The organism is Acinetobacter sp. KAM396 (genome assembly GCF_021602765.1).
Taxonomy (GTDB): Bacteria; Pseudomonadota; Gammaproteobacteria; order Pseudomonadales; family Moraxellaceae; genus Acinetobacter; species Acinetobacter towneri_A.
The window spans coordinates 1-9781 of the sequence record NZ_BPPH01000048.1 but is presented as its reverse complement, the minus strand read 5'-3'; the positions used below and the strand labels follow the sequence as shown (position 1 = coordinate 9781).

Sequence of the window (9781 nt, the reverse complement as noted above, 5' to 3'; positions counted from 1 at the left end):
ATGAGTTTTACTATGATCAGCTACCCCAACAAAACAAGGTGGCTTAACTAGAGCGGAATATCACTTATAAATACGCTTTTAGTTGTTCAAACAAGTGGGACCACCTCTCAAAATTAAAGTTAAAATCATGCATAGATAATTGATGCTTACCTAAACCATGACTAATTTTGGCATTCTGTAACTGGAAGTTTAAATGTGCCGTTTCATTTTGATTGAATAAACCTGCTTTGGTTTCTAATAAAACTTTTAAAGGTGATTTAGTTTCTAAGCCGAACTGACCCAAGCTTTGTGTTTCTTTAGTACAACTATTTCCGACACAGTTTTTTTTGACCAAGTTTAAATCTGCGGTCGCTTGAAAAGCATCAATGCTCGCATCGATACGCACACCTGCGCCAACATCAGTTTTCCCCACATCTGAAGCAAGCTTACTGATAATAGGCTGGTTATTCTGTCCTTTAATTTCTACATTATGTAAGCCTAAACCCTGTTGAGTTCCAGCCACTAAATCAGGATCATACCAATTGACTTGATTAATCGTGGCTTTAGACATTTCATGGGTGATTACAATACCATCTTGCCCGCTTACATCAGACAAATGCTGGTCTGCAATCAGCTCTAAAGCATAGACTTGTTGCGCACAAAGTACGCTCAATGTTAATAAATTCAACTGTATTATTTTTTTCATTTTTATTTCCCTATACTGTACTTCATCCTATATTCAACAACGACTTGCTGCTGAACCTGTACAGTTGTAGCTAAATATTTTCACATTGCCAGACATGTGCATATTGCCGTGAATATTTAAGCCCATAAATCCTTTTTCAGCGCCCTGATCAAACAAAGGTACATCTTGCTGAACTAAGTTATAACTACCATCTTGTTGATAATTTCTTCCTAGAAAATTGGTATATACCTCTGAATTTGCATAACCTTCATTTACTCCCTGCCCAGAACCTGTTTCAATAGATAATGCAGCGAAGCCTAAATTTCTAATCTTTAACGGCTTATCATCATAAAACTTAAGCTGCATGGCGGTTTGTGGGTCATTTTTATGATTAATAATGGTTGTGCCATCTAAAGAAAATTTATCTATTTGTATGGTGCCCTGAATTTGTTTAAATACCAGCCATTTTTTATTGCCGTTATTATCTTCATGGTTATTGGGTGCAATGGCTAAACGACAAAGCACATTATTGTCAGCACAATTTTTACTATAGCGATAATAAACTTCTGTAGGTTTAGTCCCACCATTAAATTTAGAAATATTGCTGAGTTCTAAATTTTCGGCATATTCATGGTTTAACGATAACGTCCAACTGAGGTCTGCTCCACCTTGGCCAGTAGCCTGCGTTAATTCATGATTTTCCAGTGCAATTAAATTGGCATGGGTCAAAGGACTACACATCAATGCAATACAAAACAGTTTTTTCAACATGATGATTCTCCTTTTATAGACCTGTTGTTTTAAATTTAAGGTGCTGAATCAGCACACCATCTATTGCAACTGAACCTAGATTCTTAGCAGTACCATCCACACCTTTAAATACAACACCTGTGGCATTATCATGATCCTTGGCACGCAACATATTATTTGGCAAGCGTTCTACAGTACCAATTGCAATACTACTATGCGTCGCATTACGTCCTTGATACATCGCAGCACTGTCATTGACATTGGCTTTTAGCGGTGAGCCACAGCTCACCACATTACAGGTAGAACCTGTAAATGCTGTAGAACCTAAATATCCACCCTTTCCATCTTCATAATTTTGATAAATTTTATTGTAAATTTCAGGAACATTCGGAATACGTGTTACTTCCAGCACAATATTATTGCCCTCAGAACCAACCACAAAAGGCTGATACATATTCCCTAAAACTAAATTGATATTTGGACTGTATAAATACAAACCTTCTACATCATGAAAAACTGGTGCTAATGACCCATCTATTGCTGGTGTGACCGCAGTTCCATCTAAAGTGTCTGATTTTGCTGCTGTACTAATGCGAATTCCTTTACTGTCTAAGTTTGAGTCTGTAAAACTTAAATTCGCAGGATTATCATTGGTATTTAAACGCAATAAACTTGCCATACCCAAGGTTTGATGATGATTTGGGTTATCCGAGTCTAAAGTCTGAAATAGTCGAGTCTGTGAACCATTTAAACTTAAACCATTGGCAATAAATTGAGTACGTAAACGGTGCTCTTTATCTAAACCCGATTTTGGTGCTCCAGTGCTCGGATCAACCTCTGCGCTTGAGTTCAACTGACGCGAAAAAATATCAGTCCAAAAACCCAATTTAATATTATTATCACTTTCAGTTGGCGTTGTAGTTGCGAGCGGTGCCTCAAGTGCCAAATAACCGACATCTTTTTCTACATTTTTAAATTGTTTTACTTTTTCTGTACCAGCACGGAATAACCATGGATTGTCTGCAGAACCCCAGTTAAAACCCTGATTGCTATAACGACTGCTTAAAGAGTTATCACTTTTAGATAATGCCAGACCATAAATAAAGACATCTGCTTTGGTTCTGAGTGAACCCACTGAAGTTTGTGCTGCTGCTGTTTTTGCTGCTTGAGTTGCGTTATCTACTGCTAATAATTCTAATTCTTTGATTGCATTTGTAGCTGCTGCTTTTGCAACTTTATCACCCTCAAGGTTTAGCCGCTCTTGAGTTACAGTTTCTACAGTTTGAGCAACCTTAGGATCAATATGATTAACTCTTGTAACCCCTTGCGTCCACTGTGTTGAAGGTACGGTATCAGCACTTCTATTACCATATAAAATTTCAATCATTTCATAGGTATTTATTGATGCATATTCTCTAGATTTACTTGCCTGCCCTACCGTTAACGTGTATGAGGTAGTCCCATCATTTGTTAATCCAGAAATAATTGTACCATTATAGTAGTCATTATAACGCTGTTGATAATATTGTTTCATTCGGTCAGATTCAAAGTATTCTGCCACTAGACTTTGACGCACACCAACTGAGATTTCACTGCTCACTGCTGTTTTTGTAGAGCTATAATTTTGTGTTTTATAGTTATTGAAAGTCGTTGTATAGGTACTTTGGTATAATGTTGATGTAGTTGAAACACCTGCCAAATATTCAGCATCATAAACCTGATTATAAACTTTCTTATAGGTATGTTCTGAAATATTCTGATAATTCTCCCCCGTCGGGATAATACGAATAAAGCCCGTATCATATTGACTTGGGTTTTCTAAGCCACGTGTATAGCTCGACCCAGTTGATAGGTCGTTCGGCTGCTGAAACACCATTTTGAAGTCATCAAGGACTAAAGCAACCCCTTCGCCTGTGGTATTTGACAAAGAGTCATCGGAGAGTGCTTGTAAAGCATAACTCGGGTTCGCTAAAAGTAAGCCTATAGCAGTGGCTAAGCAATGCTTACGAAAAGGGTAAGTAATTGCGTGTTCAGTCATCTCGACCTTCCTTTTATCTGATGCTCCGCATCTTTTTTTATTTATCTACAGCTTGGCTATTTATTTGAGTGTTTTTATCCTTAAAAACGTGATTATGCCAAAGCATTCTCATATTTAATTATGCTGAATATTTATGCAAATGCAAAACAAACTGGCTAAATTGCACAGCTTTCCGATGAATGAAAAAAAGCGAGCAGATTAGCTCGCTTCTTCAACAGAAAAATATGATAGATAATTGTTGTTTATGCTTTAGGCAAAGTCACGCCTGTCTGCCCTTGATATTTTCCACCACGGTCTTTGTACGAAGTTTCACAGACTTCATCTGATTCAAAGAACAGCATTTGCGCCACACCTTCGCCCGCATAAATACGTGCAGGCAAGTTCGTTGTATTAGAAAATTCTAAGGTGACATGACCTTCCCACTCTGGTTCGAGTGGCGTGACATTCACAATAATGCCACAACGTGCATAGGTCGATTTACCTAAACACACTGTTAATACATTGCGTGGAATACGGAAGTATTCAACGGTACGCGCCAATGCAAACGAGTTTGGCGGAATGATGCACACATCTGATTCAATATCGATAAAACTTTTTTCATCAAAGTTTTTTGGATCGACAATTGCTGAGTGAACATTGGTAAAGACTTTAAATTCACGGGCACAACGTACATCATAACCATAGCTAGAAACACCATAAGAAATGAGTTTTTCGCCATTTTCATCAAAGCGAACTTGGTTTTCTGCATACGGTTCAATCATGCCGTGTTTTTCGCTCATTTCGCGAATCCAACGATCAGACTTAATTGCCATTTATTTTCTATCCAAAATATGAATGTTTAACTGTGCTGTACTTTAACTGAAATCTAAGTTAATGAAAACCAGCTGTTTCCCTCACATCGCCTTTTTAAGTGCAATGATCATTTTCAGTAGATACAACTTTGCTTTTATAGACTCAACAAAGCCGAGTAACTCAATGGAATTGAAAAGCTCAGCAACACAATAGAAGCTGTTTTTTGTAGATTGCACTGATTGAGCCAGCTAATTTTATTTTTAGCGAGCACAGAACCAATAAATGTCCAGAAAAAAGCAATCGGCACGATTAAACATAAAAATGCCAGCATGTGTGCGACATAATAGTCTGCTTTTACCCATGCAATTGTTGGGAAAATTGCAGAGGCAAACAACAATGCCTTAGGGTTCAGTAAAGTCGCTAAAAATAGCTCACTGGCACGGATCGTAGGTTGATTAAAGCTTTGCTCGACGTTGGCCGTACGCCACAATTTAATCGCCAAGAAAATAATATAGCTTGCACTGAATAATTTTAGAATGATGGGCAATAATGGAAGATGGGTAGACACCGTACCAATTAAGGCACCCCAAAGTGTAATAGAGATCAAATAACCCAATGCTTCTGCTGGAATTAATCGGAAAGATTTACGGATACCAACCTGAATGCCAGATGATGCAAGCAAGGTATTGGTTGGCCCTGGTGTCAATAAAATTGTGATCACCAAACCGATAAAAAACCATGAAATCATGCATTGACCTCACTACTGAATGAGCGCAGATTAAAATAGTTTATTGGAATTGGCAAAAAATATTTTGTAAGACAAATTCTTAATCAGTCTAACATTTTAGATTTATTATTTTTATTCAACCACTTATTTAAGAAATATTTTTTAATCGAATGGTAACTTATAAGTCATTTTTTCTTAATATTTTTATGGTATTTGGAGATTAAACACCTTTAAATCAGATGTTTGCGTGTTTTTTAATCAAAAAAAGATAGCCCACCGAAGTGAGCTAAATTTTCAAAATATTGTGACTTAGCTTTTAAAGATGGATCACTTAAAATTTGAAGGACGACAACTGAATGACGATAACCGCGATCATTCCAAGCTGAGTTCCCCCATTAAAAAATACGATTCTGATCTTTTCCAGCTTTAGGCAGTTTTTTTGCAATTTTCTGAGCAATCGCAATGTAACTATCGGCAGCAGCATCGCCTGCAATCACTGACGGTGTGCCTGCATCAACATTCTCACGAATACTGACATTTAAGGGTAAACGCCCAAGCAACGGAATATCATATTGTTCTGCCAGTTTATCGCCACCGCCCTGACCAAAAATTTGTTCTTCGTAGCCGCAGTTTGAGCAGATATGCGTCGACATATTCTCAATTACGCCCATCACAGGAATTTGCACACGATTAAACAGTTCGATGCCTTTCACAGCATCCATTAAGGCAACATTTTGTGGTGTAGTCACAATCACCGCTCCCGTTACAGGAATACGCTGTGCAAGTGTCAGTTGAATATCCCCCGTTCCTGGTGGCATATCAATCATCAACACATCCAAATCTGGCCATAAGGTTTGATTAAAGAGCTGCATTAATGCACCTGTGGCTTTTGGCCCACGCCACGCAACAGGTGTATTGTGGTCACCTGTTAAATGCCCGATAGATAACACAGGCATTCCAAAAGCATCTAACGGTACAAACTGCTCAGCTTCAATCATAGGAGTTTTGCCTGCATTGCCGAGCATGGTCGGAATACTTGGACCATAAATATCTGCATCTAATACGCCAACTTTTAAGCCCAGCTTTTGCAATGCCAAAGCCAAATTTACACTAGTGGTGGATTTTCCAACTCCGCCTTTGCCTGAAGATACTAAAATCACGTTTTGAATACGTGGATGTTTCGGCACATCACGTTGTTGTGGCGCAGCTTTTTGAATCGGTGGATTATTCGGATCGGCTTCTTGCATAGAACTTTGACCTGCAGCATCCACCACTGGTGGTAAATGAGATGCTGTGGTCTGTGTGGTCGATGTTGAGCAGCTTTGACCTTCAGCATGTTGATTCCCACAACTTTCTTTTTTCTGTCCAGTTTTCTGCTGAATCACATGCATATTCAATTCTTTAATGCCGCATTTTTCTAATGCATCTGCCAAATCATCATGAATTTGTTGTAAATGTTGTTTTTCTTCAGGATAAGTATTGATGGTGATTTGCAGGATGTCACCTTGCAAATTCACTTGAGAAATACGATCTTTTAAGGCATGTTCAGATTCAGGCAAGACATAACTTTGTAGCACGTGCTGAATAGCTTCCTCATTCACCGTATGCGAAGGTGAAAAAACTGATTTAAGTGAAGAAAGCCAAGACATAGATTTACTCCAAAGTTTGGAAATACCGCGATTTTGATAGTGTAACGATAATTCATAATAAGGTTAAGTCGTGCTTTCACTGAAACACTTAATTCTGAGTATATTGCTTGGTTTTTACATGATTTATGGTCAAATACAGACCAAGAGTGTGTTTTTATATTGTATTTAGCCTTCTAGGCGGATTTGAAAAGAATTCATGGAATCCCTTGTGCATCTATGTGCTATCTAAGGTAAAATTGCCCGAATTGCGTCGTCCCTATTTAAGAGAGTTATATCCGTGCGTCAAATTTTAGTCACTAACGCCCTACCATACGCCAATGGTCCGATCCATATGGGTCACTTACTCGGTTATATCCAGGCAGATATCTGGGTTCGCGCCATGCGTGCAATGGGACATGACGTGACTTATGTCTGTGCGGATGATGCGCATGGTACAGCAATCATGCTGCGTGCTGAAGCCAACGGGATTAGCCCTGAACAGCAAATTGCCAATGTGCAGCAAGAACATATTCGTGATTTTGATGGGTTTGGTGTGCATTTTGATCATTATGATTCAACGCATAGCGATACCAACCGCGCACGTGCCAGTGAAATTTATGTCAAAAACCGTGATGCAGGCAATATTGCCGTTCGTCCTGTCACGCAATTATTTGACCCTGAAAAAGGCATGTTCTTATCTGACCGTTTCATTAAAGGCACATGCCCAAAATGTAAAGCGGAAGATCAATATGGTGATTCTTGCGAAGTCTGCGGCACAACCTATAACGCAACTGAGCTGATTGATCCTAAATCTACCTTGAGCGGTGCGACGCCTGTTGAAAAATCGTCAGATCATTACTTCTTTAAATTGCCTAATTTTGGCGAATATTTGCAAAAATGGACGCGTGATGAAGGTCGTTTGCCAGTTTCAATTGCCAACAAATTGGATGAATGGTTTGAAAACGGTTTAAATGACTGGGATATTTCACGTGATGCACCATATTTTGGTTTTGAAATTCCAGATGCACCAAATAAATATTTTTATGTCTGGGTTGATGCGCCAATTGGTTATATGTCGAGTTTTGAAAACTACGTAAAAACCAAACGCCCCGACCTGAATTTTGACGATTATTGGAAAAAAGATTCAGACAAAGAGGTCTATCACTTCATTGGTAAAGACATCGTCTATTTCCACGCTTTATTCTGGCCTGCGATGTTAGATGGTGCGGGTTATCGCACCCCTACAGGTTTATTTGTAAATGGCTTCTTGACTGTAAATGGTCAAAAAATGTCAAAATCTCGCGGCACATTTATTAAAGCAGAAACATATTTACAGCATTTAAACCCTGAATATTTACGCTATTACTTTGCATCAAAACTGTCTGATAAAGTTGAAGACTCTGACTTAAATCTGGATGATTTTGTGCAGAAAGTAAACTCTGATCTTGTAGGTAAAGTGGTGAATATTGCCAGTCGTTGTGCCAAATTCATCAATACCAAATTTGATAACAAATTAAGTGCGAGCTGTGCAGAACCTGAGTTAGTACAAAGCTTTATTGATGCGGGCGATTCAATTGCTCAAGCCTATGAAGCACGTGAATTCTCTGCTGCTATTCGTGAAATCATGGCTCTTGCGGACAAAGCGAATCAATATATTGATGAGAAAAAGCCTTGGGCTTTAGCCAAAATTGAAGGCGAAGAACAGCAAGTTCATGACGTATGTTCTGTAGGGATTAACCTATTCCGTCAATTGGCGATTTATCTTGCGCCTGTACTGCCAACCTTGGCTGAACAAGTTCAAGCCTTCTTACAGTTAGATAGCTTTAACTTTGAATCACGTAAAACTGTTTTAGTCGGTCATGAAATTGCGTTGTTCCAACCACTCATGCAACGTGTTGATCCGAAAGCGGTAGCTGCAATGGTAGATGCATCTAAAGATTCTTTAGCCGCACCTGCTGAAGCACCAAAAGTGGAAAAGAAAAAAGAAAAGAAAGCTGAGAAGAAGCCTGAGCCTAAAGTGGGTGAAGCTGAAATTATTGGTATTGAAGACTTTATGAAAGTTGACCTCCGTGTAGCAGAAGTTTTAGAAGCTTCAACTGTCGAGGGTTCTGATAAATTACTTCAACTCACTTTAAATGTTGGTGAAGCTGAACCACGCAATGTGTTTAGTGGTATTCGTGAGTTTTATCAGCCCGAAGACTTAAAAGGCAAATTGGTGGTGATGGTCGCTAACCTTGCACCTCGTAAAATGCGTTTTGGTATCTCTAATGGTATGGTACTTGCCGCTGGTAATGGCGAAGGTGTTTGGGTGATCTCACCTGAATCTGGCGCTAAAGCGGGTGATAAAGTTTCTTAGAATTTTAAACTCAGAAAACTCCCTATAGATAATATAGGGAGTTTTTTTTAATTTTTCTCAGCATACAACTCTCTATTGAATGGAGGATCCATATTAGTAGAGTCATAAAGTTCATAAGTGTTTATCAGCTCATTGTCTAAATTATATTCTTTAATAAGATAAGTATCTGTATCTAATCTATGTTTTTGTTTCCAAGACTTATGATCACAAGTTATTCTATGCTCTTTTGGAATATTTAAATACTTCCTATATTCTAACCAATCATCATAAACTTTTAACTCACTTGATAACTGATTTTCTGTTGCTGCTACAGAATCAATTACCGCACTACTCGCATTAAAAATCTGTAATAACTTCGATAATGAGAGAATATGAAATGATTTACCATTTGTTTCTCGCCTAAACTCATCAACTAATTCAAATCTTGGATAAAGCCCCTCTTTATTAGATTGATGCCACCAGTCGCTCTTTTCATCTGCAGAAATAAATATTAAATGTTTATCTTTTTCTTGAGCACACTTTAAGATTTCTTTCCAAATTATCAAATCACCTGAAGCATTTAAATCCTTTCCTTTATCTTTGAAACCTGGTGGTAGTGATAAGGTATTTCTTTTTTCTAACTCACTCTCTAGTTGGGTAAAATCGATATGTGAGTCATCCAAAATACGATCGACAAATAACTCTTTATATACTGTGCTTACTGGATCATTCCACGGTAAGCGTCCGCTGAACCCCATGCCTATTTTTTAATTCGGTTCAGGTTTCCAGCGGTGTGGTAGCAATTCTTCAATCTGAGTCACTTTATGTGTCGGCAACCTTTTCAGCA

At 38.3% G+C, this 9781-nt stretch carries 8 protein-coding genes; 1 reads left to right on the top strand and 7 read right to left on the bottom strand.

The window, feature by feature from the left end; all coding sequences use genetic code 11:
- Window positions 1-64: 64 nt before the first annotated feature.
- The 6 genes from L6C30_RS13725 to apbC form a co-directional block, all read right to left on the bottom strand.
- Window positions 65-685, bottom strand: a complete 621-nt coding sequence (locus tag L6C30_RS13725; RefSeq protein ID WP_236163288.1) for a DUF6160 family protein — start codon at window positions 683-685, stop codon at window positions 65-67.
- Between the two features lie 33 nt (window positions 686-718).
- Window positions 719-1435, bottom strand: a complete 717-nt coding sequence (locus L6C30_RS13720) for a hypothetical protein (protein ID WP_104852346.1) — start codon at window positions 1433-1435, stop codon at window positions 719-721.
- Window positions 1436-1448: 13 nt separating this feature from the next.
- Entirely contained in the window at window positions 1449-3452 is a 2004-nt protein-coding gene (locus tag L6C30_RS13715) for a hypothetical protein (protein WP_236163287.1), read from the bottom strand.
- Window positions 3453-3694: 242 nt separating this feature from the next.
- Entirely contained in the window at window positions 3695-4264 is a 570-nt protein-coding gene (gene dcd, locus L6C30_RS13710) for a dCTP deaminase (RefSeq protein WP_004975507.1), read from the bottom strand.
- A gap of 134 nt (window positions 4265-4398) precedes the next feature.
- Window positions 4399-4992 (bottom strand): LysE family translocator, encoded by a 594-nt coding sequence (locus L6C30_RS13705; RefSeq protein ID WP_019837508.1) that lies wholly within the window; start codon window positions 4990-4992, stop codon window positions 4399-4401.
- Window positions 4993-5366: 374 nt separating this feature from the next.
- On the bottom strand, window positions 5367-6620 hold the full coding sequence (apbC, locus tag L6C30_RS13700) for an iron-sulfur cluster carrier protein ApbC (protein ID WP_236163286.1): 1254 nt from the start codon (window positions 6618-6620) through the stop codon (window positions 5367-5369).
- A 277-nt stretch (window positions 6621-6897) separates the two neighbouring features.
- On the opposite strand from apbC, the gene metG reads away from it, so the two are divergent.
- Window positions 6898-8955: a methionine--tRNA ligase gene (gene metG / locus L6C30_RS13695; RefSeq protein ID WP_236163285.1), complete on the top strand. Its 2058-nt coding sequence runs from the start codon at window positions 6898-6900 to the stop codon at window positions 8953-8955.
- A 47-nt stretch (window positions 8956-9002) separates the two neighbouring features.
- Here metG and L6C30_RS13690 read toward each other — a convergent pair whose 3' ends face one another.
- Window positions 9003-9692 (bottom strand): PIN-like domain-containing protein, encoded by a 690-nt coding sequence (locus tag L6C30_RS13690; RefSeq protein WP_236163284.1) that lies wholly within the window; start codon window positions 9690-9692, stop codon window positions 9003-9005.
- Window positions 9693-9781 lie beyond the last annotated feature (89 nt).